This window comes from Sphingomonas hominis (assembly GCF_013328205.1).
In the GTDB taxonomy this organism is placed as follows: Bacteria; Pseudomonadota; Alphaproteobacteria; order Sphingomonadales; family Sphingomonadaceae; genus Sphingomonas; species Sphingomonas hominis.
Window position 1 is genome coordinate 633,174 of sequence record NZ_JABULH010000001.1, and the last position, 22,189, is coordinate 655,362.

Annotated in this window: 23 protein-coding genes and 1 tRNA gene; 12 read left to right on the forward strand and 12 right to left on the reverse strand. The window is 66.1% G+C overall.

Going from position 1 to position 22,189, the window contains the following annotated elements; genetic code table 11:
- Positions 1–92: 92 nt before the first annotated feature.
- Positions 93–299, forward strand: coding sequence for a hypothetical protein (locus tag HRV97_RS03255; RefSeq protein WP_174192228.1), 207 nt, complete (start codon positions 93–95; stop codon positions 297–299).
- Positions 300–324: 25 nt separating this feature from the next.
- On the forward strand, positions 325–513 hold the full coding sequence (locus HRV97_RS03260; protein WP_174192229.1) for a hypothetical protein: 189 nt from the start codon (positions 325–327) through the stop codon (positions 511–513).
- A gap of 4 nt (positions 514–517) precedes the next feature.
- Here HRV97_RS03260 and HRV97_RS03265 read toward each other — a convergent pair whose 3' ends face one another.
- Genes HRV97_RS03265 through HRV97_RS03280 form a run of 4 tightly spaced genes read right to left on the reverse strand, consistent with a single transcriptional unit; the run spans position 518 to position 4,378 of the window.
- On the reverse strand, positions 518–1,492 hold the full coding sequence (locus tag HRV97_RS03265; protein ID WP_174192230.1) for a DUF1376 domain-containing protein: 975 nt from the start codon (positions 1,490–1,492) through the stop codon (positions 518–520).
- On the reverse strand, positions 1,489–2,925 hold the full coding sequence (locus tag HRV97_RS03270; protein ID WP_174192231.1) for a DnaB-like helicase C-terminal domain-containing protein: 1,437 nt from the start codon (positions 2,923–2,925) through the stop codon (positions 1,489–1,491). The genes HRV97_RS03265 and HRV97_RS03270 overlap by 4 nt, the downstream gene beginning before the upstream one ends.
- On the reverse strand, positions 2,922–3,914 hold the full coding sequence (locus HRV97_RS03275; protein ID WP_174192232.1) for a CHC2 zinc finger domain-containing protein: 993 nt from the start codon (positions 3,912–3,914) through the stop codon (positions 2,922–2,924). The genes HRV97_RS03270 and HRV97_RS03275 overlap by 4 nt, the downstream gene beginning before the upstream one ends.
- Entirely contained in the window at positions 3,911–4,378 is a 468-nt protein-coding gene (locus HRV97_RS03280) for a hypothetical protein (protein ID WP_174192233.1), read from the reverse strand. The genes HRV97_RS03275 and HRV97_RS03280 overlap by 4 nt, the downstream gene beginning before the upstream one ends.
- A gap of 53 nt (positions 4,379–4,431) precedes the next feature.
- On the opposite strand from HRV97_RS03280, the gene HRV97_RS03285 reads away from it, so the two are divergent.
- The 4 genes from HRV97_RS03285 to HRV97_RS03300 all read left to right on the forward strand — a co-directional run bounded on the left by HRV97_RS03285 (position 4,432) and on the right by HRV97_RS03300 (position 7,169).
- Positions 4,432–4,629, forward strand: a complete 198-nt coding sequence (locus HRV97_RS03285) for a hypothetical protein (protein WP_174192234.1) — start codon at positions 4,432–4,434, stop codon at positions 4,627–4,629.
- A gap of 305 nt (positions 4,630–4,934) precedes the next feature.
- Positions 4,935–5,552 (forward strand): helix-turn-helix domain-containing protein, encoded by a 618-nt coding sequence (locus HRV97_RS03290; protein WP_174192235.1) that lies wholly within the window; start codon positions 4,935–4,937, stop codon positions 5,550–5,552.
- A gap of 157 nt (positions 5,553–5,709) precedes the next feature.
- The gene (locus HRV97_RS03295) at positions 5,710–6,933 is read left to right on the forward strand and encodes a hypothetical protein (RefSeq protein WP_174192236.1); all 1,224 of its coding nucleotides are present in this window, start codon (positions 5,710–5,712) and stop codon (positions 6,931–6,933) included.
- Entirely contained in the window at positions 6,930–7,169 is a 240-nt protein-coding gene (locus HRV97_RS03300; protein WP_174192237.1) for a hypothetical protein, read from the forward strand. Before HRV97_RS03295 ends, HRV97_RS03300 begins: the two co-directional genes overlap by 4 nt.
- A 348-nt stretch (positions 7,170–7,517) precedes the next feature.
- On the opposite strand, the gene HRV97_RS03305 is transcribed toward HRV97_RS03300, so the two are convergent.
- Entirely contained in the window at positions 7,518–7,877 is a 360-nt protein-coding gene (locus tag HRV97_RS03305) for a hypothetical protein (RefSeq protein WP_246248489.1), read from the reverse strand.
- Positions 7,878–7,957: 80 nt separating this feature from the next.
- Between HRV97_RS03305 and HRV97_RS03310 the strand changes: the two genes are divergently transcribed.
- Genes HRV97_RS03310 through HRV97_RS03320 form a run of 3 tightly spaced genes read left to right on the forward strand, consistent with a single transcriptional unit; the run spans position 7,958 to position 9,817 of the window.
- Positions 7,958–8,338, forward strand: coding sequence for a thermonuclease family protein (locus tag HRV97_RS03310; RefSeq protein WP_174192238.1), 381 nt, complete (start codon positions 7,958–7,960; stop codon positions 8,336–8,338).
- Positions 8,338–8,574 carry a hypothetical protein gene (locus HRV97_RS03315; RefSeq protein ID WP_174192239.1) on the forward strand — a complete coding sequence of 79 codons (237 nt, stop codon included), beginning with the start codon at positions 8,338–8,340 and terminating at the stop codon, positions 8,572–8,574. Before HRV97_RS03310 ends, HRV97_RS03315 begins: the two co-directional genes overlap by 1 nt.
- Positions 8,552–9,817: a site-specific integrase gene (locus HRV97_RS03320; RefSeq protein ID WP_174192240.1), complete on the forward strand. Its 1,266-nt coding sequence runs from the start codon at positions 8,552–8,554 to the stop codon at positions 9,815–9,817. Before HRV97_RS03315 ends, HRV97_RS03320 begins: the two co-directional genes overlap by 23 nt.
- Before the next feature lie 109 nt (positions 9,818–9,926).
- On the opposite strand, the gene HRV97_RS03325 is transcribed toward HRV97_RS03320, so the two are convergent.
- From HRV97_RS03325 to moaA, 3 genes are all read right to left on the reverse strand, one after another.
- A tRNA-Asn gene (locus tag HRV97_RS03325) sits at positions 9,927–10,001 on the reverse strand.
- A gap of 75 nt (positions 10,002–10,076) precedes the next feature.
- The gene (locus HRV97_RS03330; RefSeq protein WP_174192241.1) at positions 10,077–10,856 is read right to left on the reverse strand and encodes an NAD kinase; all 780 of its coding nucleotides are present in this window, start codon (positions 10,854–10,856) and stop codon (positions 10,077–10,079) included.
- The gene (moaA, locus tag HRV97_RS03335; RefSeq protein WP_174192242.1) at positions 10,853–11,866 is read right to left on the reverse strand and encodes a GTP 3',8-cyclase MoaA; all 1,014 of its coding nucleotides are present in this window, start codon (positions 11,864–11,866) and stop codon (positions 10,853–10,855) included. Before moaA ends, HRV97_RS03330 begins: the two co-directional genes overlap by 4 nt.
- 205 nt (positions 11,867–12,071) lie before the next feature.
- On the opposite strand from moaA, the gene HRV97_RS03340 reads away from it, so the two are divergent.
- Positions 12,072–13,259 (forward strand): EAL domain-containing protein, encoded by a 1,188-nt coding sequence (locus HRV97_RS03340; RefSeq protein WP_174192243.1) that lies wholly within the window; start codon positions 12,072–12,074, stop codon positions 13,257–13,259.
- Between the two features lie 65 nt (positions 13,260–13,324).
- On the opposite strand, the gene mfd is transcribed toward HRV97_RS03340, so the two are convergent.
- Together mfd and HRV97_RS03350 are read right to left on the reverse strand one after the other, a co-directional pair.
- Positions 13,325–16,777: a transcription-repair coupling factor gene (mfd, locus tag HRV97_RS03345; RefSeq protein WP_174192244.1), complete on the reverse strand. Its 3,453-nt coding sequence runs from the start codon at positions 16,775–16,777 to the stop codon at positions 13,325–13,327.
- 34 nt (positions 16,778–16,811) lie between these two features.
- Positions 16,812–17,090: an FAD assembly factor SdhE gene (locus HRV97_RS03350; protein WP_174192245.1), complete on the reverse strand. Its 279-nt coding sequence runs from the start codon at positions 17,088–17,090 to the stop codon at positions 16,812–16,814.
- Between the two features lie 94 nt (positions 17,091–17,184).
- Here HRV97_RS03350 and recG point away from each other — a divergent pair, with 94 nt between their 5' ends.
- Complete coding sequence (gene recG, locus HRV97_RS03355; protein ID WP_174192246.1) at positions 17,185–19,239, forward strand: ATP-dependent DNA helicase RecG; 2,055 nt, start codon at positions 17,185–17,187, stop codon at positions 19,237–19,239.
- A gap of 11 nt (positions 19,240–19,250) precedes the next feature.
- On the forward strand, positions 19,251–19,688 hold the full coding sequence (locus HRV97_RS03360; protein ID WP_174192247.1) for a DMT family transporter: 438 nt from the start codon (positions 19,251–19,253) through the stop codon (positions 19,686–19,688).
- A gap of 10 nt (positions 19,689–19,698) precedes the next feature.
- Here HRV97_RS03360 and tyrS read toward each other — a convergent pair whose 3' ends face one another.
- Positions 19,699–20,925 carry a tyrosine--tRNA ligase gene (tyrS, locus tag HRV97_RS03365; RefSeq protein WP_174192248.1) on the reverse strand — a complete coding sequence of 409 codons (1,227 nt, stop codon included), beginning with the start codon at positions 20,923–20,925 and terminating at the stop codon, positions 19,699–19,701.
- A 37-nt stretch (positions 20,926–20,962) separates the two neighbouring features.
- Positions 20,963–22,189: a M23 family metallopeptidase gene (locus tag HRV97_RS03370; protein WP_174192249.1), complete on the reverse strand. Its 1,227-nt coding sequence runs from the start codon at positions 22,187–22,189 to the stop codon at positions 20,963–20,965.

The window sequence follows — 22,189 nt, forward strand, 5'->3', positions numbered from 1 at the left end:
ACAAAGCATTGTGAATTTGGCTAACCTGCGTGAGTGCGTGCGCCCGTTCGTCGAGCCAGCCCGTTGCCTTTGCGGCAGCAGAGGAAATCGACATGGCCGACGATCAGGCAAACGCGAGCGAAGGCTCGGATCCCAGCAGCGACATCAGGGCGTCCAATCCAGGCGGCACGACGACCGAGGACATCACCAAGGGTCGGTCTGGCAGCGACGACCAGCCGGGCGATGATGAGCCTCACAAAGTCGAGAACGCAGCGAAAGCCGGTCGTGATGACCTCGACACGGACGCAGGTGAAGAGTGACCGCCACGCACCAGGAGCGCTGTTGATGAACCCCGACAACAACAAGGAGGGTAGCGGCTCGAAGCCGAGCGCTGACTTCCAGGTACACACCGCAGACGAGGCACCGCTTGACCGGCGGACACCCGAAGATGGCCAATCGGACGAGCAGACCGGTAATCCCGGCCGCGACTTGTCACATGACGAATTCAAGGGCGACGAGCGGGCCAAGGAGTAACCGCTCACGCCGCTGCCGGCTCGGGTAGGCAGAATGCGCCGTTCTGCATCCGCGCCACGACCTCCGGCGGCGGTCCGTCCAGCTGGCGGTAGCGCTCGGCACGGGCACGGCTCAGCGCTCGAGCCTCGTCCTCGACAGCGGCGCGGTCTCGTAGCCGTTTCTCAATCCACGAGATCGGCTCAGCCCTGCCCACAGCGGAGATCAGCGCTTCCCGAACCGGGCCGTCGCCGTGGGTCTTCGCCCATTTGGCAACCATCGAGCGGGCCGACGTGGTGGACTTGCCGGCAGCGGTGAGGAGCTTCACGCCCTCGTCGAACACCAGCTTGCTCAAATCCGGCGGATCGTCAGCCGGAGCGTTAGCTACGGTAACTAACGTCCCGTCCCGTCCCGTCTTAGCCGTGACTGTCCGCGTGACAGGTGGCGTGACATCCGGTGGACAATCTTCGGACTGCGGTAGGACATTTGCAGCCACCTCCGTGACGTGCCGAGTGACGAGGTCACGCAGTTCCTTGGTCTTGATGTTCCAGTTTGGCGTGACGCCGACCGCTGCCAGCTTCTCGAACATCCGTGAACGATCCGCGCGCTCACGAGCCTTACGGTCAGCGTCGGCGCTGCGGGCGGTTCGGTCCTGCTGGCGTTTGTCCCAGGCAACGAGTGCCTGCTGCGCAAGCACAGGATGGTAGAGACGACCATCGCTGCACTTCACAAAGCCGTGCAGCGCGCGCTCGCGCATCTTCTTCCATGCCTTCACGTCTCGGCCGAGATCGGCGAGGCGGCAGAGCGCAGCATCGTCGTCTGGCAGCGAGGCAGCGGGGCACTGCGTCCACGCCGCCCACCAGAGTGTTAGACCGGCACGCCACTCGCTGTCGCTCGCCATCGCATCGAACTCGCTGCCGAACAGGCGTTGACCGAGTAGCGGCATGTATTCGAGCCCGCGCAGGTCGCATTCGGGCGGTGTAAGAGGATCGGGATAGCTCACCGGGATGCTCCCTCGCTGTAGGATTGACCATAGAACTCGCTGCCGCGCACGGCTGCGTTGGCGCCGAAGAAGAAGCCAACACCCTTGCCGGTGGGGCCGCTGCGGCGTTTCGGAACGAGGAACTCGACCTTGCCGCGCACCGCGTCCATGTCGGTGCGCCATGCCTCGTACTTGGCGCCGTACTGGTCCTCGGGCTCGCTACGGCGCAGGTACTCTTCCTCGCGGTAGACGAACACGATTAGGTCGGCGTCCTGCTCGATCTGGCCGCTGTCGCGCAGGTCGGCGGGGATCGGGCGCTTGTCCGGCCGCTTCTCCACCTCACGGCTCAGCTGCGCGACGGCGATCACCGTTAGACCTTCGTCCTTGGCGAACTGCTTGATGCCCATGCTCACCTCCGAGGCGTGCTCGTAGGGCGACATGCCACGACGGCTGTGGCTCATCAGCTGAAGGTAATCGATGATCACCAACTCCAGCTTCTCGCCACGCGCCTCCAGCCGGCGCTTGTGGCGGCGGGCCTGGCGGATGAAGCGTTGCAGCGTCAGCCCGGAGCCGTCGTTGATCTCCAACGGGATCTCGTTGAGGCGGCGCTGCGCGGCGCGAACGGCATCGATCTCGTGCGGCTTCACCGTACCGTCACGGACATGCTCGTATGGCACGCCACCTTTGTTCGTGAACGTCATGTCAGCGAGGATGCGGCGGGTGAGTTCGTCCGCGCTCATCTCCAGCGAGAAGATCAGCACGCCATGACCACGGCTGGCGGCTCCGATCGAGTAAGAGGTGACGAGCGCCGTCTTACCCATGCCGGGGCGACCGCCGACCACGACCATGTTCGTCGGGCGCAACGTACCCATCGCATCGTCGAGCGAGCCGATAATGCCGCAACGCACGCCGACGATCGGCTTGCCGAAGCTCTCGATCACCTGCTCGGCGTAGCTACCAGCAGACGCCTGTCGGATCGTGCTGTCGTCCACCATTGCTCCGACCGCCTCATCCGCGTTGGCGACAAGCTCTTCGCGGGTGACGGTAAGGTCGCGTGCCGAGACGACGACGTCCTGCAATCCTGCCACCAGCCGACGGCGGGCGGAGAGCGCGATGACCTGCTCGAAGTAAGCCTTGGTGCGATCGCGCGTGCCGGCGTTCAACGACGCAGCGGCAAGAACGCTTGAGAGCCGCGACCACTCGGCATCGGCCGCGAAGTGCGGGGCAAGCGTCACGCTATCGACCGCCGCGCCGCGTGCGGACTGCTCCAGCATCTGCGCGTAGACCTGCCCGTACAGCGGCACCGAGAAGTCGTTTGGGCGGCAGCGGTCGGCGCAAAGGTCGATCATGCGGTTGTCGGCGATCAGGTCACCGAGCAAACCAAGCTCCGCCTCGACGTTGCACAGGCTCGATGCCGGGGTCGCGGACGCGAGCTGATCGTCGAAGCCGCTCACGACCGGATACCGCGTAGTTGGTCGTTCCAATCCTTGTAGCCGTCGGCCGGGTACATAATCCGCACGTCGAACCCGCGGGTGCGCAGGCCTTCCGCCGCCTTGTCAGCGGCTGCGCGGCCGGGTTCGTCGTTCTGCGCGGCGATGACGATCGAGCGGATGCGGGCGGGGTACTGCGCCTCGATCATCAGCGCGGTGCCGAGACACGCCCACACCTCACGGCCGGGAAGCTCCTGCGCTAGCGATAGTGCATCCTCCGGTCCCTCGGTGACGATCACCTCATGCGGCGTGTCCTTGCTGCGGCAGGTGACGCGGACAGCGCCGCCCTTGATGTGTCCGAGCGAGCGTTTCGGCTTGGCCATGTCGGCCTTCGCTGAACCGTCGGGTTGAATGAAGATGCGTTGCAGGCCCACCGGGTAGGGCTGACCCTCGATCGCGACAGCGGCGAGCAGCGCGGGCACGTTGGGGCCGCACTCGCCCGTGTCGTCGTCGTACCAGGCTGGCGTCATGCCGAAGCGGAAGCTGGGCGGCAGCGGCATGGTGATGCCGCGCGAGCGGGCGTACGCCTCAGCAGGCGTCTCGTCGCACAGCGCTGCCGAATACCAGACAGCTTGTGCCCGCTGGATCGCGGCCTGCCGCTCGGCTTCTTCTTCCTGCGCGGCCTTCACGCGCTCGGCGGGATCGACCCACGGCAGGTTCGCACCGGCGAGCCATTCGACAGCGCGGCGGAAATCGAGTCGTTCGGCGTGCATCACCAGCGAGACGATGTCGCCCGAGGCTCCGCAGCCGAAGCAATGATAGGTGCCCTTGGCGTCGTTCAGCCGCAGGGAAGGGGAGCGCTCCTGGTGAAATAGGCAGAGGGATACCTTCTCGCGTCCCGCCTTTGTCACCTTGGCGCGGCGCGCGACCACGTCGCTGATGTTGTGCTTGTCCTTGGCCTCGTCGACGATGCGGCGGAAGGCGGCAGCCTGCTCGTACGAATAGGCGTTCATGCCTGAGCCTTCCCGGCCGCGATCATGTCGAGCCAGCGACCGGTCACGGTATGGACGCGGCGGATGAGCGCCTCTTGCGGTGACAGTTCCTCGTAGGTCGTGACCCCGTCGAACTCGGCAGCCATGATGGCGGGCAGCAGTTGCGCGATCGTCAGCGATGCGGGATCGTCGCCGGTGCAGACGCTGCCAGCATCGGCCCAGCGACCACCCACCAGCCCGAGCAGCGGGTCGGCGAAGCGACCGCCCCATTCACGGCAGCCGGCAAGGAAGGTCGGCATGTCGATCGGAGAGGCAGTGTTCGCGTACGCGGCTGCGCGATCCTCAGACTTGCCGAGCACGCGTCCCATGTCGCCCCACGTTGCGCCGTCCTCGGTCTTGATCGACGTGAGCGTGGCGTTCTGTGCCTCCACCGCGTTCGACGCGGAAAAGGTACGACGACGGGCGTGGATGTACGGCGCGTTCATGCGGCAATCCTCAGACCATGGTGAAGGATAGAAAAGCGCGACGCGGTAACGTCATGACTACGGTCGCCCTGGCGAACCTCGTTGCAGTGCTCGTTGATACGATGCGGCAAGCAGACGTGCCGAACGACACGGTGCATCACTTCTTGTCCGAGCTGGAACAGCTGAACAAAGAGACGCTGTACGGAGGCGCCGCCGAGTTCATGTCGTTTCTGACAGGCGTGCTGCGCGGGGCGGTGGCGTCAAATGACTAGTGTCATTGACGATTGTAAAATCCCGGGAGGGCGGCTGGATTGTCATCCGACAAACTCCGCGCCGATAACTGGTAGAAAGAAGTCATTTGGAGTTACGGCACCAGCGGTGGCTTCAACAATGCGCCCCATCATTACGGCGTTCGGACGCTGATACCCTTTCGAGTAGCGCTGTACGGTCCGCGCGTGCTTGCTGCCGATACGGCGAGCGAAATCGGCGTAAGACAGCCGGTTCAAGGCAAGATATAGGCGTAGCTGCATCGGCTACGATGTAGCGAATTCGGCTACACCGCGCAAGGAGATTGAGTGTGGACGATAATGAGCCTGCCACAGTCAGTGTAGGGGCGCGACTGCGACAGCTTAGAGAAACTCAGGGCTTGTCCATGCGCGACCTGGCTGAAAAACTAGGTGATGGGACGCATTTCACCACAATTGGTAAAATCGAAACCGGCAAGGTGCGGCTTACTGCTGAGCGGATTGAGAGGATCGCCGAGGCGCTGGGAACGACCTTTGCAGAAATAGCTAATCCTAACTTCGCTTTGTCACAGATGCGGCCAGTCGCAGTTGTCAAGCCCGGCCCTTGGATGGGCTCGTCAGATATAAGCAGTGCCACCAAAATAGGCTGGGTTGTGTCGCCGAGAGGCGGAATCAATAGTGTCGCGTTCTACACCATCGAATTCATCCAAAATGTGGGACGGAAGGTAGACGGCTTTACAGTCGTCGACACCGACGACCGCGAGTTAGAGGACGGCGGTGTCTACATGCTGGATACTGGTGAGCAGAACACGCTGCGCTTGGGTGTATATAGGAGCGAGCCTCCCCGCTTCGAGAGTTACATCGGGGTTGGTGGGCAAACGATACTGAGAGTCGGGGTTACGCCTTTCACCACGATCGGACGCGCAGTCTTCGAAGGAAGAAACCTGTAGCGGAAAACGCTACAATGGCTTGTCAGCCGTAGCCGATACGGCTACAGGGTCTCATCATCTGATCGCCCTTGGGCCGAAGACGGTGATCGCAGGCTCGTAACGCACGCACTCCTCGGATGCCTCTGCCGCACTCCTGCGTCCTCGCAGGAGATGCACGATGGCAACCCAGCTCAAGCCTTCCGACTTCACCTATGCCGCACCGACGCCGCGGCCGAACATTCGTGTCGTGTTCAACGCTGGTCCGGCAGCGCTCGCCGTTCGCGAGCAGGCTGACCAGCTACCCGCTGACATCCGCGACGCAACGCTCGACGAGATCACCAGCGATCCTGTCGCCGAGTGGGACGCAGCGTGCGCGAAGATGGAAGAGGCGATCAGCGCCCGTGACACGTACTTCAACAAGACCATGCAGCCCGCGAACGAGCTGTATAAACAGGCGCGCGACGCTGGGCTCGATATCGCGGGGGTTCTCGCATACGTGAGCCGCTGCGAGGACGAGTACGGAGTCCTGGTCCGTGCCGTCGACCTCGCCATCGAGAGCGTGGTCCTGATCCCGGCACCCGACGCCTCGGGGCTTGCTTACAAGATCAAGGCGTTCGTCGGGCAGGAGTGCCATGTCTGCGAAGGCTACGAGACGTCGTTCGAGGCGCTGGTGGCGGATGCAACCGCGCTCACCGCATCGCCGGTCAGTCCGTTCATGCGCGGTCCGATGATCGCGTGGGAGAAAGGGTACGCCTCCTTCACGGAGGCGCGGCGTGAGCGGCTTAGCTACGAACGCGCCTACTACAATCCGGCTGGCACGAGCGTCTCGACTGAGATGCAGGACCACTACGACGAGCTTGTCGTCCAGGAAGGTGAAGCTCTCGACCTGCTGCTGAAGCTCACCGCGCCAAGCGAGAACGAACTGGCTATAAAGCTCAAGCTAATCGCCGCCGGCGAGGAGTGGCGGTTGGTGCAGGATCGCACGATCACGGCAAAGATTGCCGCAGATGCTCGCCGCTTTGGTCGCCATGGTGCGTACCTTCAGAGCGATGCTGAACTGCTCGTCGCATTTGCGGCCTGTCGTGCGGAGATGGTGTCGTACCAGGAAAGCGGTCCGCAGACGCGCGAAGAGGATGATGCAGCTGACGAGCGAGTGTTGAAGCACGAGGCTGTCATCCACGCCTCGCAGGCAAGTACGCTGGAGGGCGTCATCGCCAAGCTGCGCCTCAGCTTTCAGCACACTGTCGGAGAAGCGTGGAGTGATCGCGCTGTTGCCGATCCCGCAGAGGCCGAGTTCCGTGCCGGGCTGGCTGGAGCGGGAGCCTTCCACCAGCTGTTGTGGAGCAGCGTAGAAGACCTTGCCCGCATCGCTGGTGTGAACCTGTCGGAGCAGGGCGCGTGAGCTGCCGCGCCTGCACCCACTGGGACCGCTACAAGGGCGATACGGCAGAGCTCGGTGACTGCCGCCGCTACCCGCCGCGGATCAACGATCAGCTCCTCGCCCGCGTATTGCCAGGCCTGAGCACGCCGCTGTCAGATCATGATGAGATCGAGCGCGATCTCTACGTCGCCAGTGCTTTCCCGATCACGCACCAGGATAGCGGCTGCGGCGAGTTCTACAGCGAGGTGCCGCTATGATGAACTGCGGCTCGTGCCGGTTCTGGACCCGCTCAGGCCCACGGCTGGCGAACGCCACACGCGATCCACGCGCCAGCGCTGACGTCGGCACGTGTCAGGTTCACGGCCCTACGGTGGTGATTTGTGCGGGTCTGGCCACGTCCGAGTTCCCGCAGACGCACGAGAGTCGGTTCTGTGGCGATTGGAAGGGCAGGGAAGGCGGCGGAGACGATGGCGAACGTGTGTTGCCGTTTCCCGCCCGCAGAGCGGCGTAGCGCTGTGGTGACCTGCTACGCTCCCGCTCGCAATTCTACCCGTAAGCACGAAGAGGGCGACCAAACCCAGCTGAGTTCGGTCGCCTCCGATGCGTCAGCGGTAGCGCCGGCCATAGTAGCCGCGCGGTCCGCGGTAGTTGCGATAGTTCCGGTACCCACGGTTGCTGCGATATCCGCGATAGCCGCGGTACCCACGATAGTTGCGGTACCCGCGGTAGCCACGATACCCACGGTTCCGGTAACCACCGCGGTACCCGCGATAGCCCCGCCCACGATACCCGCGGAAACCGCGACGGGGCGCGTAGTAGCGACCTCGATTGTACCCGCGGCCACGCGAGTAGCCGCGATCATAGCGGTAGGATTGGGCCGAAGCCTCAGTCGGCGCGACGCTGGCGGTGAACCCTGTCAGCACCATCGCCAGGGCGGCAAAGATGCCCATCAATCTGTTACGCATACACTCATCTCCCGGCACCTTACGCGCCTCATGAAGAGAACCGCACCGCTCCCGCCATCGTTCCAACCGAGTTCGTCGCTATGACCCCACTGCCGCCAGCCTTCATCTGCCAAGTCGTGAAGGTACACGACGGTGACGGGCCGCTCTGGTGCCGCAACGGCAAGAAGGTCCGCGTCGCCGGCATCCAAGCACCTGACTTCGAGAGCGCGCAGCCGTGCCGCACCAAACGAGCAAACTACGTCTGTGACGACCGGGCGGCTCGTGCCAGCAAGCGTATCGCTGGGCAACTTACACTTCGCAAGCGCCTGACCTGTCTGTCGGTCGACCAATCCTACGGCCGTATCGTCGCGCGTTGCATGCTCCCGGATGGACGATCGCTGTCGTGCGCGATGATCGCCGTCGGGGCGGCAACGCGGTGGGACAGCTACTGGCGTCGCTACAAGATGGGGGAGTGCCGCTGATGGGCATGGTGCTTCACCAGTTTCCCGATTGGCCCGCGGGCATGAACAGGGAGATGGCGCTCGCCTACACTGGCGTCGCCGAGACGCAGCTTCGCGCCTGGGAGAAGGCGGGCAAGGTCAGCTTCCGCGCGCGTGGTCCGAACGGCGCGTCACTGGCGCTGCGCGTTGAGCTCGATGTCGCACTCGCCGAGCTGTTCGCATCGAGCGCGAACGATGAGGATTTCGACTTTGGCTAGCGTCCGCCTCCCGGCCTACGTCCAGGCGCACAAGCGCGCGACGGGCGAGCCGGCCTACTTCTGGGTGCGCCCGCGCTGGGCGGCCCCGCCGGCTGCGCGCCACGGCAAGACATGCCCAGTCACGTCGTCGCCGCTGGGTACCGACCTCGCTGTCGCGATTGAGCGCGCCAATGCACTTAACGAGGCGTTCAAGCAGTGGCGCGAAGGCGAGGGCGCGAAGCTCACGCCCGGTACGGTGCAGTGGCTGTTCGACTGGTACCGTCGGCTGGAGAAATTCACCGAGCTGCGCCACAACACGCGCGCCGGGTACCGCATCGCGATGGATGCGGTCGAGGCGATGGCCATGCGCGCGGGCACGTTCGGGCAGCGCCGTGCCGCCGCGGTAGACGCCACCGCCGCCGACACGCTCTACCGCAAGGCGCGTGAGAAGCATGGCGAGCGGCAGGGCGCCTACATGATGCAGGTATGTCGGCTGGTGTGGAACCAGGCGTCGCGCCACCACAAGGCGACCGGGATCAAGGCCAGCGAGAACCCGTTCGCCGGCATGGGGATCAAGTCGAGCAGCGGGGCAGGTCGGGGTAACCGCGCCGCGACGCGCGCCGAGTACGACGCCTACCGTGCCGCTGCGCATGAGCTTGGCCGCCCGAGCATGGCCGTTGCCGCCGCGATCTGCTTCGAGGCGTGTCAGCGGGTCTATGACGCATTTGGCTACGAGGATCCCGATGGCCGGATCAGCCGCGGCATTCGATGGGGCAGCTACGTGCCGGGCGTGTCGATCGGGCTGGTGCAGTCGAAGACCGGCAACGTCGTGACGATCCCGCTGGCGGACGGGACCGGAGCCGATCGCGTCGAGCTATACCCGGAGCTGGAGGCCGAGCTCGCCCGCCTGACGCGCGGCGATGACGACGAACTGATCGTGCGTGATGAGCGCACCGGCGAGCGGTATACCAAGGATTACGTCACGAAGCTGCACCGTCGGATCAAGAAGAAGGCGGAGCTGGGCGCCGACGTCAAGTTCACCAGCTTTCGACACGGCGGCATCACCGAGATCGGCGACAGCGGCACCGACGACGTGCGCGCGGTCAGTGGGCACAGCACGCTCGAGGTCACGCGGATCTACAACAAGGCGAATCAGGAGAAGGCGGTGCGGATCGCAGCAAAGCGGCGCGAGCATATCGCGGTGATCGCCGCCGGAGCAGCTCTCGACGACTCGGAAGACGATACGCGCTCAACGGCAGAATAGCGCGCGGAACAGACCGTGAATGTCATAATGGCTGTAATAACGCCTGTCATAATGACCGGACGCTAACAGCAGCAACGTTGTAGAAAATGGCGCTTTTCTGCGAAGAAAATGGCTCCCTGAGTAGGATTCGAACCTACGGCCGCTCGATTAACAGTCGAGAGCTCTACCGCTGAGCTATCAGGGAACGCTGCGCGGAGCCGCGTCTATAAACGCTGATTTTTCGGGCGCAACCCTTTTTCGCGAGAGAACCAGTTCGCGGTCAAACGACGAACTGCTCCATGGAAATACGGTCGTCGAGCGCATGTTCGGGATCGAACAGCAGCGTCAGTTCACGCGCGCGATCCATGCACACCTCGACGCAGGCGATGTCGCGTATCTCGCGCTGGTCGGCCACCGCCGACACCGGTCGCTTCGATGCATCGAGCACGCGCAAGGTGATGCGTGCGCGGTCGGGCAGGATCGCACCGCGCCAGCGCCGTGGGCGAAACGCGCTGATCGGGGTCAACGCCACCATTGCCGAGCCGAGCGGCAGGATCGGACCCTGTGCGGAGAGGTTGTACGCGGTCGACCCCGCCGGAGTCGCGACCAGGATGCCGTCGCACGACAGTTCCTCCAGGACGACACGATCGTTCACCGTGACTTCGAGCTTGGCGGTCTGCCGCGTCTCGCGCAGCAGCGACACCTCGTTGATTGCGGGTAACGAGTGCACACGGCCGTCGATGCCGGTAGCGGTCATGGCCAACGGCGTCACCTTGAACGACTTGGCACGTCGGATACGCTCCTCCAGCCCATGCTGGCGCCATTCGTTCATCAGGAAGCCCACGGTGCCCAAGTTCATGCCGAACACCGGCACGAGCGGTTTGCGTCGTTCGAGCAGCATGTGCAGCGTTTGCAGCATGAAGCCGTCACCGCCGAGCGCCACCACGAGATCGGCGTCTTCCACAGAAACCCAATCCCACGCGTCGGCGAGTTCGGCGCGCGCCGCCTGCGCCGGCGGCGTCGGCGAGGCGACCAATGCCCGCCGCGGAAAATCGTTCATCCGCCGGTGACGCTCATGTGGCGGGCTACGGCCGGCGCAGCGTCGCGCTCGATACGGAAATCGTGACGGCGCGGCTTGGTCACCAACGCGCTCTCGATCGCGGCATCGAGCCCGGCCGTGCCACCCTCGCGTAGCGCAGCGCGTAGGTCGCGTTGATCGTCGTGACCGAGACAGGTGTAGAGCTTGCCCTCGGTGGTCAGCCGCACACGATTGCAACCGTCGCAGAAGTTCGCGGTCAGCGGCGAGATCAGCCCGAGCCGGGTCGTTGATCCATCGACGCGCCAGTAGCGCGCCGGGCCGCCCGTGCCGTTCAGGTCGCGGTGAAGGGTAAAGCGCTGCTCGATCATTTGCTTGACCGCGGTCAGCGGGAAGAACCGGTCGGTGCGATCCTCCTCGACTTCGCCGAGCGGCATCGTCTCGATCAGCGTGAGGTCGTGACCTTCGGCGACGCACCAGGAGAGCATGTCGCCAATCTCATACTCGTTGAAATCCTTCAACGCGACCATGTTGATCTTGACGCGCAATCCGGACGCGGTCGCAGCGGCGATTCCGTCGAGCACCTGCACAACGTCGCCGTGGCGTGTAATGTAGCGGAACTTGTCGGGGTCGCGCGTGTCCATGCTGACGTTGATGCGGCGCATGCCTGCGCCGGCGAGCATGGCGGCATGCTGGGCCAGCCGCGTGCCGTTGGTCGTCATCGTCAGTTCGTCGAGACCCTGACCGACGTGACGGCCGAGCCGCTGAACGAGATCCACCACGTCGCGGCGCACCAGCGGTTCGCCGCCAGACAGCCGCACCTTGTTCACGCCGCGCGCGATGAAGCGTTCGGTGATGATCGCCAGTTCGTCGAGCGACGCGATCTGATTACGCGGCAGGAACGTCATATGTTCTGCCATGCAGTAACGGCATCGCAAGTCGCACCGATCGGTGACCGAGACGCGCAGGTACCGGATCGTCCGGCCGAAGCCATCGACCAGCGACGGCTCGCCCGGAATGGATGTCGTGGTCATGATGGTTGAGCTAAGCGTGGTCACGGTTCGTCACAAGAGCAGGACGAACGATTGGCGGGTTGGTTGCGTCGCGCTACAGCGGGCCGGGACGCATCCGGGTTCGGGGGATACGACATTGACGGGGCAGGGCAGTCGAGAACGACGCCACGGTGACGGCGACCTGCCGCTGCCCGCGATTGCGAACTGGGTCGGGAACGGGCGCCCGGTGACAATCGCGATCGTCGCACTGGCGAGCTTCGAGATCATCAACGCGACTTATGGTCGGCAGGTCGGCGACGCGCTGGTGCGCGCGGCGGCGACGCGGATCGAGCGCGCGATCGCCAACACGAGCCTCGCTGCTACCGAATGGGTGCGTGATGGATCGGTGTTCACCTTGGCAACACCGGCAGCGATGAAGGACGTGCATCCGCTGGTCACGGCGATCGAGTTCGCGCTGGCGCAACCGTTCGTGGTCGGGACCACGACGGTGCATGTCGGCACGCGGATCGGCGTTGCGAGCGGCGCGGACGAGCTGGCTGACGCGCTGGTCGCCCGCGCGCGCGCCGCGCTGGCCGACGCGCGCTTGGCAGAGGGCGCGACGACCCGAATTGCGCCGCCCGCGCCGCATCGCCCGATCGCGCAGCTCGCCGCCGATCTGCACCGCGCGATCGAGCGTGATGAGATCACCGTGCTGTTCCAGCCGCAGGTTGGGCTCGACAGCGGCGCGATCGTCGGGGTCGAGGCGCTGGCGCGCTGGCGTCACCCGGACTTGGGTGAATTGGGCGCGGACACGCTGCTGGCGGCGTCCGATCGCGCCAATTTGGGCCTCGCGCTGTCGGACCATATCCTCGCGCGCGCGCTGGCGGACGTTGCGGCATGGCCCGCGGCGCTGGCCGGGTTGCGGGTGGCGGTGAACGTCACCGCGGCCGATCTGGCGCGCCCAGATTTCGCCGATCGCTTCCTCGCGCGGGTCGACGCGAGCGGGGTCGCGCGGACGCGCGTTACCGCGGAGATCACCGAAGGCGGACTGATCGACGATCTCGACGGCGCGACCGAGTTGCTGGCGGTGTTGCGCGATGGCGGCTGCCATGTCGCGATCGATGATTTCGGCACCGGCTATTCCAGCCTCGCCTATCTCACCGCGCTACCGGTCGATTATCTCAAGATCGACCTGCGCCTGACGCAAAGCATCGTCGGGGATCGTCGCCACCGCGTGGTGGTCGAAGGGATCATCGCGATCGCGAACGCGCTCGGGCTGGAGACGATTGCCGAGGGCGTGGAAACCGAGGAACAGCGCGCGCTGCTCGAAGCGCGAGGATGTACCTATTACCAAGGCTTTCTGTGCGCGGGGGCCACCGATGCGGCGGGACTAGTCCGCTTGATCGAAAACAGGATCAACCGATCGGCAGCGTGAGCGCGCCGCAGCAGCATCTCCTGTTTGCGCACCATTCTGGCGAGTTCTCGGCTCGGCCGACTGGATCAGCCAGCCGCCTTGGCCAATCCTTTCGACAATTGCAGCGCGCCATTGAGCCGTGCCTTCGGATCACCCCACGCCCGGCTAACCGCCAGCTTGCTGTCGGGTCGCAGTTTGGCGATCGGCCCGAGCTTGTCGACGTACGCGAGCAGGCCGGTGACGTTGGGTGGCGTGTCGTCGTGGAACGCGACCAATGCGCCCTTTGGCCCGACGTCGAGCTTGGCGATGCACGCCTTCTTCGCATTGAGCTTGATCTCCATGATCTTGACGAGGTTGTCGGTCGCCTCGGGCAGCGGGCCGAAGCGGTCGATCATCTCGGCGGCGAAGGCGTCCAAGCCGGGGCGTTCGTCCACTTCGTTGAGGCGGCGGTAGAGCCCCATGCGCAGGTCGAGGTCGGGAACATACTCCTCCGGGATCAGGATCGGCGCGTCGACGGTGATCTGTGGCGAGAAGTCGCGTTGGCTCTCGCGCAAGCCGCCGGCCTTGGCGTCCATGATCGCCTCTTCCAGCATCGACTGGTAGAGTTCGTAGCCGACCTCCTTGATGTGCCCCGACTGTTCGTCGCCGAGCAGATTGCCTGCGCCGCGGATGTCGAGGTCGTGGCTGGCGAGCTGAAACCCGGCGCCGAGCGTATCGAGGTCGGACAGCACCTTGAGGCGTTTGTCCGCCGCCTCGGTCATCTGCCGCTCGGGGGGACTGACCATATAGGCGTAGGCACGCGTCTTCGACCGGCCGACGCGGCCGCGCAGCTGGTATAGCTGCGCCAGGCCGAAGCGGTCGGCGCGGTTGACGATCATCGTGTTGGCGGAGGGAATGTCGATCCCGCTCTCGATGATCGTGGTGGAGACGAGCACCTCGAACTTCTTGTCGTAGAAGGCGCTCATCCGCTCCTCGACCTCGGTCGGGCTCATCTGGCCGTGTGCGACGACGTAGCGGATCTCGGGCACCTCGCGGCGAAGGTACTCCTCGATGTCGGGCAGGTCGGCGATGCGCGGGGTGACGAGGAAGCTCTGCCCGCCGCGATAATGTTCGCGCAGCAACGCTTCGCGCAGCACGACCGGATCCCACGGCATGACATAGGTACGCACCGCGAGACGATCGACCGGCGGGGTCTGGATCACCGACAGCTCGCGCAGGCCCGACATCGCCATCTGGAGCGTGCGCGGGATCGGCGTGGCGGTGAGCGTCAGCATGTGCACGTCGGCGCGCAGCGCCTTCAACCGCTCCTTGTGCGTGACCCCGAATCGCTGTTCCTCGTCGACGATGACGAGGCCGATGCGCTTGAAGTCGAGCCCCTTGGCGAGCAGCGCGTGGGTGCCGATCACCATGTCGATGGTGCCGTCCGCCAGCCCCTCCTTGGTCTTCTTCGCCTCAGCCGCGGGGACGAGGCGCGAGAGGCGGCCGATGTTGATCGGGAAACCCTCGAACCGATGAGAGAAGTTGGTGAAATGCTGCCGCGCGAGCAAGGTCGTCGGGCAGATCACCGCGACCTGCATCCCCGCCATCGCGGCGACGAACGCGGCGCGGAGTGCCACCTCGGTCTTGCCGAAGCCGACGTCACCGACGATCAGCCGGTCCATCGGCTTGCCCGCCGCCAGATCGTTCAGCACCTCGTCAATCGCGCGGTCCTGATCGTCGGTTTCCTGATAGGGAAAACGATCGACGAAGGCGGGATAGCCGGCCGTGTCGGGTTCGGCGACCTCGCCCGGACGTAGCGCGCGTTCGGCGGCGGTCTTGATGAGTTCGCCCGCGATCTCGCGGATGCGCTCCTTCATCCGGCTCTTGCGCCGCTGCCACGCCTCGCCGCCCAGTTTGTCGAGCGTCGCGCCGTCCTCCCCGCTGCCGTAGCGCGACAGGACTTCGAGGTTCTCGACCGGCACGTACAGCTTGTCGCCGCCGGCGTAGCTCAAAGCGACGCAGTCGTGCGGCGCCTTGCCGACCGGGATTTGCATCAGCCCTTCGTAGCGGCCAATACCGTGATCGCTGTGGACGACCAGATCGCCGGGCGAGAGCGTCGCCAGTTCGGCGAGGAACGCGTCGGCGGACTTGCGCCGCTTGGCACGACGCACCAGCCGGTCGCCGAGCATGTCCTGCTCGGTCAGCACCGCCACACCGGGCGCGGTGAAGCCGTGGTCGAGCGCGACAACGGTCAGCGCGACGCCGCGCTCGGCCGCGCCCAGAGCCTCCTGCCACGTATCGGCGAGGCGCGCTCCGGTCAGATCGTGGTCTTCGAGCAGGCTGCGCAACCGCTCGCGCGCGCCGACCGAGTAGCTGGCGAGGATCGGCTTGCGGCCTTCGTTGCGCAGCTTGACGACGTGCGCGACGACCGCCTCGTAGACGTTGGCCTGGTTGGCGCGCTCGGGCGCGAAATCGCGCGGGCCGTCGACCTCGAAGTCGAGCACGCGCGCCGACGGTGGCTCGTGGAAGGGCGAGATCAGGTGCGCGGGCGCGGCGGTGACCTCGGCCTGCCACTCGTCGGCGTCGAGGTAGAGTGTCTTGGCGGGGAGCGCGCGGTAGCTGCCGGGCTCGGCTGCCTCGGCGCGCTTGCGGTTGTCATAATAATCGGCGATCGCCTCCAGACGGCCCTCCGCCGCGGCGGGGGCACCGCTGTCGCGCACCACGACCGCGTCGCCTAGGTGATCCCACAAGGTCGCCAGTTTGTCCTCGAACAACGGCAGCCAGTGTTCCATGCCGGCGAGGCGGCGACCGTCGCTGACCGCCTGATAGAGCGGGTCGCCGGTCGCGGTCGCGCCGAACTTGTCGCGGTAGCGGGTGCGGAACCGCTTGACGCTATCCTCGTCGAGCAACGCCTCGGACGCGGGGAGCAGGACGAAGCCGTCGACGCGCCCCGTCGTGCGCTGATCGGCGGGGTCGAAGGTGCGGACGGTCTCGATCTCGTCCCCGAAGAAATCGAGCCGCAGCGCCTGTTCCTCGCCGCTGGGGAACAGGTCGACGATGCCGCCGCGCACCGCATATTCGCCTTGATCGTGGACGGTGTCGGTGCGGACGTAGCCGTTCGCCTGCAAGAGCGCGGCGAGCTTGTCGCGGTCGATTCGCGCGCCCGGCTTCAACTCGGCGACGAGCTGTCGGATGCGGAACGGCGTCAGTGTTCGTTGCGTCGCGGCGTTGACGGTGGTGAGGACGAGTTGCGGGCCTTTAGGTTTCGCCTGCAAGCGGTGGAGCGCGCCAATCCGCTCGGCCATGATGCGTAGCGTCGGCGAGGCGCGGTCGTACGGCAAACAGTCCCACGCCGGCAGTTGCACGATCTCCAGCTCGGGCGCGAACCAGGTCGCGGTCGCCGCCACCGCGCGCATCTGCGCCTCGTCGGCGGCGACATAGACCGCGCGTAAGTGCGCCGAGCGCGCGATGTCGGCGAGGAGCGAGGGCAGGAACCCCGACGGCACGCCCGACAGGGTCAAGGGCACGGTGGCGTCGAGGATCGTGTTCAATTCGGGCAAGTGGCGGCTATCCGGCTGTGATGGAGCGTCAGTGTCAAGGCAAGGATACGAAGTCGAGCGAACGCATGCCCTGCATCATCGCTCCGTCCCACTGCGGCGGGCAGGGGATCGATCCGATCGCCCAGCCCATGATGTCGACGTCCTGCTCCTCCAGCAGCGCCTCGAACCAGTCGAGCTCGTCCGCGCTCCACGATGCGTGATGCGCGTCGAAATAGCCGCCGATCATCAGGTCGGCCTCGCGCGTGCCGCGATGCCAGGCGCGGAAGCGCAGGCGCTTGATGCGGATGTCCTGCGCGGTGAGAGGCTCGGTCATGATCGCGTGGCCTTGCGTGGTGGATGGTTTGCGCGCGTCCGACACGCTTTTTCTGGCAAGTCGGAGGGCGTGTAACTAGGTCGCCCATGTAGTCATGCGTCCCGATATCCTCAATCCGCTGTTCGCCGAGGTCACGTCGTTGAAGGGCGTCGGGCAGGCACTCGCGCGCCCGCTCGAGCGGCTGCGGATCGCGCGTGTCATCGACCTGCTGTTCCATTTGCCGAGCGGGTGGATCGATCGGTTGCCGCGCGACGAATTGATGCAAGGCGATGTCGGGCGCACGATCGTCATCACGCTGACGCCGCAAGATTATCGCAGCAGCAGTTCGCCGCGCGCGCCGACGCGGGTGCAGGCGACCGACGAACACGGCAATTACGTCAGCCTCACCTTCTTCGGTGGATCGTCGGGCTGGGCGAAGAAGCTGTTCCCGATCGGCGAGGCGAAGCGCGTGTCGGGCAAGCTGGAGCAGTACGGCGACCAGCTCCAGATGGTGCATCCCGAACCGATCGAGGACGGCGACGGGTTTCGCGAGCGCGAAGCGATCTACCCGTTGTCGGAAGGGATCACGTCGAAGCGGATCGCCGCGCTGGTCGCGCAGGCGCTGACGCGCGTGCCGGTGTTGCCCGAATGGATTGAGCCGAGCCTGAAAGCGAAGCACGACTGGCCCGACTGGCACGACGCAATCGCGCGCATCCATGCCGATCCGGTGGATGCGAAGGCGCGGGCGCGACTGGCGTATGACGAAGTGTTCGCGAACCAACTCGCGCTGTCGATCGTGCGCGCGGACACGCGGCGGCGGCGCGGGCGGGCGCTCGCGGGAGACGGGCGACTGCGCGACATGCTGCGGCTGCCGTACGCGCCGACGGGCGCTCAGTCGCGGACCGTGACGGAGATCGAGGGCGATCTTGCACAATCGGCGCCGATGCTGCGGCTGCTTCAGGGCGATGTCGGCGCAGGGAAAACGCTGGTGGCGCTGATGGCGTTGCTGATCGCGATCGAGGCAGGCGCGCAGGGCGCGATGCTGGCGCCGACCGAGATCCTCGCGCGGCAGCATTACGAGTCGCTCCGCCGGCTGCTCGCCGGACTGCCGGTCGAGATCGCGGTGCTAACTGGGCGCGACAAGGGACGGGCGCGTGAAGCGACGTTGATAGGGCTGGCGGACGGGTCGATCGACCTGCTCGTCGGCACGCACGCGATCTTCCAGGAAGCGGTCGGCTACAAGGATCTGGGTCTCGTCGTGGTGGACGAGCAGCACCGCTTCGGCGTCGCGCAGCGGTTGTTGTTGCAGGACAAGGGGCGCGTACCCCCGCACGTGCTGGCGATGACCGCGACGCCGATCCCGCGCACGCTGACGCTCGCGCGTTACGGCGAGATGGATCAGAGCCAGCTCGACGAGATGCCGCCCGGGCGCGAACCGATCGAGACGCGCGTCATGTCGGAGGAGCGTACCGACGAGGTCGTCAACGCGCTCGGCCGACATCTGTCGAAGGGCAAGCAGGCCTATTGGGTCTGCCCGCTCGTCGAGGACAGCGAGACGAGCGACCTGCAGGCGGCCGAGGCGCGCGCGGAGATGCTGGTAGCGCGGTTCGGCGCGCGCGTCGGGTTGGTGCACGGCCGCATGAAGCCGGCCGAGAAAGACGTGGTGATGGCGCGTTTCTCGGCCGGCGAGCTGGGTGTGCTGGTCGCGACCACGGTGATCGAGGTCGGGGTCGACGTGCCCAACGCGACATTGATCGTGATCGAGCACGCCGACCGCTTCGGCCTCGCGCAGCTCCATCAGTTGCGCGGGCGCGTCGGGCGCGGCGGGGGCAAGTCGGTGTGCCTGCTGCTGCGCGGTTCGGCGCTGAGCGAAACGGCGCGCGCGCGGCTGGCGCTGATGCGCGAGACCAACGACGGCTTCCGTATCGCCGAGGAGGATTTGCGGCTGCGCGGCGGGGGCGAGTTGCTCGGTACGCGCCAGTCGGGCGAGGCGGTGTTCCGGCTCGCTAGCCCCGAGCTGCTGGGGGAACTTCTGCCGTCCGCGACCGATGACACGCGGTTGCTGATCGACCGCGACGGCGGCCTCGCGGGCGCGCGTGGGCAGGCGGCGCGTGTGGCGCTCTACCTGTTCGATCGCGACCAGGGCGTGCAATTGCTTCGATCAGGCTGAGGAGAAACGAATTGCAGGCGTTGTTTCCGATCCTGGCCGTGCTGATCGCTGGGATCGGCGTCGCGCTGCAACCGCCGACCAACGCCGCGCTTGCCAAGGCGTCGGGATCGGTGTGGCTGGCCGCGCTGATCTCGTTCGCGGTCGGCACCGCCGCGCTGCTGATGGTCTGGCTCTTCGACCGGACGCCCTTGTCGGCTGCGAGGAGTGCGCCGTGGTGGGCGTGGGCCGGTGGCTTCTACGGCGCGGCGTTCGTCGCCGCGCTCGCCTTTGCCACTCCGCGGCTTGGACTTGCCGTGACGCTGACCGCGGCGATTGCGAGCCAGCTCGTCACTGCAATGCTGATCGACCGTTTCGGGCTGCTGGGATTGCCACAGCAGCCGATCACCCCGACGCGGTTGATCGGCGTCGCTCTGGTGATCATTGGCGTGGTGGTCGTCCGCCGCGGGTGAACGCGGGGGCTCAGCCCGGATTGACCATCCCGTGGTGTTTTTTGCCTGCTGAGACGCGCACCGGTTCGGCGCCGATCGTGACCACCGCGGTCTCGTCGCTGACCTTCTCGCCCGCAACGCGCGCGCCGCCGCCCTTGATCAAGCGGCGTGCCTCGCCCTTTGAACCCGCGAAGCCGAGCGCTACGAGCGCGTCGACGAGTGCGATCGAGCCGCTGACGGTGATCGAGGGCAGTGCCGCGCCGCTCGTGCCTTCCTCAAAGGTCCGCCGCGCCGTCTCGGCCGCCTCGTCCGCGGCGGCACGCCCGCGGCACAAAGCGGTCGCCTCGTTAGCGAGCACCTTCTTCGCCTCGTTGATCTCCGCGCCGCCCAGCGCCTCCAGCCGCGCGATCTCGTCGACGGCCAAGTCGGTGAACAGCCGCAGAAAGCGGCCGACGTCGCGATCGTCGGTGTTGCGCCAGAATTGCCAGTAATCGAAATGCGGTAGCTGGTCCTCGTGCAACCACACCGCGCCGTCGACCGACTTGCCCATCTTGGAGCCATCGGCCTTGGTCAGCAGCGGGGTGGTGAGCCCGTAGACCTCCGCGCCGTCCATCCGCCGCGCGAGGTCGACGCCGTTGACGATGTTGCCCCACTGGTCCGATCCGCCCATCTGCAACCGGACGCCGCGGCGGCGGTGCAGTTCGGCGAAGTCATAGCCTTGCAGGATCATGTAGTTGAATTCGAGGAAGCTGAGCGACTGTTCGCGATCGAGCCGGAGCTTGACCGAGTCGAACCCGAGCATCCGGTTGACCGAGAAATGCTGGCCGACCTCACGCAGGAACGGAATATACTCGAGCTTGTCGAGCCACTCGGCGTTATTGACCATGACCGCGTCGGTTTCGCCCTCGCCGAAGGTGAGGAAGCGCTCGAAGATGCGCTGGATGCCGCCGATGTTGGCGTCGATCACCTCCTGCGACGACAGCTTGCGCGCCTCGTCCTTGAAGCTCGGGTCGCCGATCTTGCCCGTGCCGCCGCCCATCAGCACGATCGGCTTGTGGCCAGTCTGCTGCATGCGGCGCAGCATCATGATCTGCACTAGGCTGCCGACGTGGAGTGACGGTGCGGTGGGATCGAAGCCAATATAGCCCGGAACGATCTGCTTGGCAGCGAGCGCGTCGAGCGCGGCGGCGTCTGTCGTCTGGTGAATGTAGCCGCGTGATGAAAGCGTGCGGAGCAGGTCGGAGCTGTAGTCGGTCATGTCGGCGGCGCGTCTAGCATCAACCAACCGGCATCCGCTAGCGGAGCGGTAGCTGCCGGATCGGGTCGACCGGGGCGCGGCCCTTACGCAGCTCGAAATGGAGCTCGGGCCGATCGGCGAAGCCAGTGTCACCCGACAGCGCGATCGTCTGCCCTTTCTTCACCGCCTGTCCGCGTTGGACGAGCAGCTTGCTGGCGTGGCCGTAGACCGAGGTCCACCCATTGCCGTGACGGATGATGACCAGCCCGCCGAGCGCGGCGATCCCGTCGCCGACGTATGCGACGGTGCCGTCCGCCGTTGCCTTGATCGGGGTCTGCAGCGGCACCGCGATCTTGATCCCGTCGTTGCGCTCGCCCGAGCCACCGGGGCCGAAGCGGCGGATGAGTTGTCCGGTCGCGGGCCAGGCGAATTGGCCGGGCGCGCCCATCGGAGCGGCGACCGGGGTCGTAGCGGCGAGGACGCGACGCGTCGTGGCGACGGGCTTGGCGGGTGCCTGGTTGACCGCAACCGCGGGTTCGCCGCCGGTCAGGATCGAGTCGACGTCGAGCGTGAAGGCGGCGGCGCGCTGTGCCGTAGAGATGCCGCGCGCCGGCTCGCCCGGAATCAGCACGCGCTGCCCGGTGCGCAGCGTATAAGGCTCGGCGAGCTGGTTGGCGGCGATCACCTGCGACCACGGCACGCCGTAGGCGCGCGCGATCGCGATACCGGTCTGTCCGGCGCGGACCAGATGATAGCGCCCACCGGGGATCGTCAGCCGCTGCCCCACGCGGATCGTGTACGGCTCGGTCAGGTCGTTCGCGCGCGCGATCGCCTCGGCAGCGACGCCGGTGCGGTCGGCGACGCGGCTGAGCGTGTCGCCGGGTGCGACATCGTAATCCTGCGCCGCGATTGTCGCGGCATCGGCCTGGACCGGGCGAGCTTCCCACGCGGGGGCAGGGGCGGGGAGCTGCGCGACGCCGGTCTGGCGATCGACCACGGTGCGCGCGGCGACGCTGCGGTCGGCCGCGGGTAGGCTGCGCGGCGTCGCCTGGTCCGCTCGGTGGTCGGCGCGGTCACGGTCGCTTTCTCTGCGGCGTGAAGGCGCGCTATCCCGCTCGTCGTACTCCGGAGCGCGATCTTCGTCGCGCGGGCGGTTCCACCGTCCGCCGTCGCGCGGCGCAGGCGGCGCTGGGTCGTACGACCCGCTGTCGGCCCCGCCGGGAATGCATCCGGTCAGCGCGCCGCCGATGAGCAGGACCCACCCCGCCGACGCCAACCGTCCCAT

Excerpts from the sequence above, each read along its gene's own strand:
- recG (WP_174192246.1), top strand. The coding sequence starts at position 17,185 with ATGCGTCCCGATATCCTCAATCCGCTGTTCGCCGAGGTCACGTCGTTG.
- HRV97_RS03280 (WP_174192233.1), bottom strand. The coding sequence starts at position 4,378 with ATGAACGCGCCGTACATCCACGCCCGTCGTCGTACCTTTTCCGCGTCG.
- HRV97_RS03305 (WP_246248489.1), bottom strand. The coding sequence starts at position 7,877 with ATGCGTAACAGATTGATGGGCATCTTTGCCGCCCTGGCGATGGTGCTG.
- HRV97_RS03255 (WP_174192228.1), top strand. The coding sequence starts at position 93 with ATGGCCGACGATCAGGCAAACGCGAGCGAAGGCTCGGATCCCAGCAGC.
- HRV97_RS03275 (WP_174192232.1), bottom strand. The coding sequence starts at position 3,914 with ATGAACGCCTATTCGTACGAGCAGGCTGCCGCCTTCCGCCGCATCGTC.
- HRV97_RS03310 (WP_174192238.1), top strand. The coding sequence starts at position 7,958 with ATGACCCCACTGCCGCCAGCCTTCATCTGCCAAGTCGTGAAGGTACAC.
- HRV97_RS03260 (WP_174192229.1), top strand. The coding sequence starts at position 325 with ATGAACCCCGACAACAACAAGGAGGGTAGCGGCTCGAAGCCGAGCGCT.
- HRV97_RS03370 (WP_174192249.1), bottom strand. The coding sequence starts at position 22,189 with ATGGGACGGTTGGCGTCGGCGGGGTGGGTCCTGCTCATCGGCGGCGCG.
- HRV97_RS03320 (WP_174192240.1), top strand. The coding sequence starts at position 8,552 with ATGAGGATTTCGACTTTGGCTAGCGTCCGCCTCCCGGCCTACGTCCAG.
- moaA (WP_174192242.1), bottom strand. The coding sequence starts at position 11,866 with ATGACCACGACATCCATTCCGGGCGAGCCGTCGCTGGTCGATGGCTTC.
- HRV97_RS03315 (WP_174192239.1), top strand. The coding sequence starts at position 8,338 with ATGGGCATGGTGCTTCACCAGTTTCCCGATTGGCCCGCGGGCATGAAC.
- HRV97_RS03285 (WP_174192234.1), top strand. The coding sequence starts at position 4,432 with ATGACTACGGTCGCCCTGGCGAACCTCGTTGCAGTGCTCGTTGATACG.
- HRV97_RS03330 (WP_174192241.1), bottom strand. The coding sequence starts at position 10,856 with ATGAACGATTTTCCGCGGCGGGCATTGGTCGCCTCGCCGACGCCGCCG.
- tyrS (WP_174192248.1), bottom strand. The coding sequence starts at position 20,925 with ATGACCGACTACAGCTCCGACCTGCTCCGCACGCTTTCATCACGCGGC.
- HRV97_RS03295 (WP_174192236.1), top strand. The coding sequence starts at position 5,710 with ATGGCAACCCAGCTCAAGCCTTCCGACTTCACCTATGCCGCACCGACG.
- HRV97_RS03350 (WP_174192245.1), bottom strand. The coding sequence starts at position 17,090 with ATGACCGAGCCTCTCACCGCGCAGGACATCCGCATCAAGCGCCTGCGC.